Genomic DNA, 1,644 nt, shown 5'->3' on the forward strand with positions numbered 1-1,644 from the left:
CGAGCTTCTGGGGCTCGATCGGGTCGGCCGCCACGACCACTTCTTCGAGCTCGGCGGCCATTCGCTGCTGGCGGTGCGGCTGCTGAGCCGGCTCTCGCCGGCCGTCGGTGTCGAGGTGCCGCTGTCGACGCTCTTCGCCAGGCCGGTGCTTTGCGATCTGGCGGAAAGCATCGTTGAAGATTTGAGCCGCGCCGATCGCAAAGACCTGCCGGCGATTGTTGCCGTCTCGCGCGATGAGCCGCTTGCGCTCTCCTTCGCCCAGCAGCGGCTGTGGTTCCTGGCGCAGCTGGACGAGGCCGGCACCAATTACCACATCCCGATGGCCTTGCGGCTGACGGGCCGGCTCGATCGGGCGGCCCTGCAGCGCAGCCTCGATGGTGTGTTTGCGCGTCACGAGGCGTTGCGCCATGTTTTTGTCGCGCCCGACGGCAAGCCCTGGGTCCGGGTCCTGCCGGCGGATGCTGGTCTGCCGCCGGTCGAGCACGACCTGTGCGGCCGGGCCGATGCTGAGGCGGCCCTTGAGGACCTGTGCCGTGAAGAGGCGCACACGCCCTTCGACCTGTCGCGCGGGCCGATGATCCGCGCTCGCCTGATCCGGCTGTCGCATGAGGAGCACGTCTTCCTGCTGACGCAGCATCACATTGTCTCGGATGGCTGGTCGATGGGCGTGCTGGTGCGGGAACTCGGTCAGCTCTACCGGGCCTTCGCTGCCGGGCATGATGATCCCTTGGCGCCGCTCGGCATCCAGTATGCGGACTATGCTGCCTGGCAGCGGCAGTGGCTGTCGGGGGACAGGCTGCAGAGCCAGGCCCGTCACTGGCGCGAGGCCCTGTCGGGGGCTCCTGCTCGCCTTGCCTTGCCGACGGACCGGCCGCGCCCAGCCCAGCAGTCGTTTGCCGGGGCCGGCGTGCCGGTGGTCATCGATCCGGCGCTGACGCGCGGGCTGAAGCGGCTGGCCAGCCAGCAGGGCACGACCTTGTTCATGACGGTGCTGGCGGCCTGGGCGGCGGTTCTGTCGCGCCTGTCAGGGCAGGACGACATCGTCATCGGCGTGCCGAGCGCCAATCGCGGCCGGCGCGAGATCGAAGAGCTGATCGGCTTCTTCGTCAACACGCTTGCGCTTCGCCTGGATCTGTCGGGCGCGCCGAGCGTGGCGCAGCTTCTGCAACGCACGCGGCGCACCGCGCTTGCCGCGCAGGAGCATCAGGACCTGCCGTTCGAGCAGGTGGTTGAGATCGTCAAGCCGCAGCGCGCGCTCGACCACACGCCGCTGTTCCAGGTGATGCTGGCCTGGCAGGACGCGGCCGTCGAGCGGCTTGACCTGCCCGGGCTCGCGGTCGAGGCTGTGGGCAATGCCTACGACCAGGTCAAGTTCGACCTGGAGCTGAGCCTTGGCGAGAGCGGCGAGGAGCTCGCCGGAAAGCTGCACTATGCGACCGCACTGTTCGACGAAGCCACGATCGAGCGGCAGCGCGGCTATCTCTTGGCGCTGCTGCGGGCGATGGTTGCCGATGCCGCGCAGCCGGTGGGCCGCATCGAGCTGCTGCCGCGCGAGGAGCGGACTTACCTTTTGGAGGAGCTGAACCGGACGGAAGCGGACTATCCGTCGCACAAGTGCATCCACGAGCTGTTCGAGGCGCAGGT

At 68.6% G+C, this 1,644-nt stretch carries 1 protein-coding gene; it reads left to right on the top strand.

Translation table 11 applies throughout. The features are described from left to right. On the top strand, positions 1-1,644 hold a 1,644-nt coding region (locus CK218_RS29875; RefSeq protein WP_245435247.1), incomplete at both ends, for a condensation domain-containing protein.

The organism is Mesorhizobium sp. WSM3879, from assembly GCF_002294915.1.
In the GTDB taxonomy this organism is placed as follows: Bacteria; Pseudomonadota; Alphaproteobacteria; order Rhizobiales; family Rhizobiaceae; genus Mesorhizobium.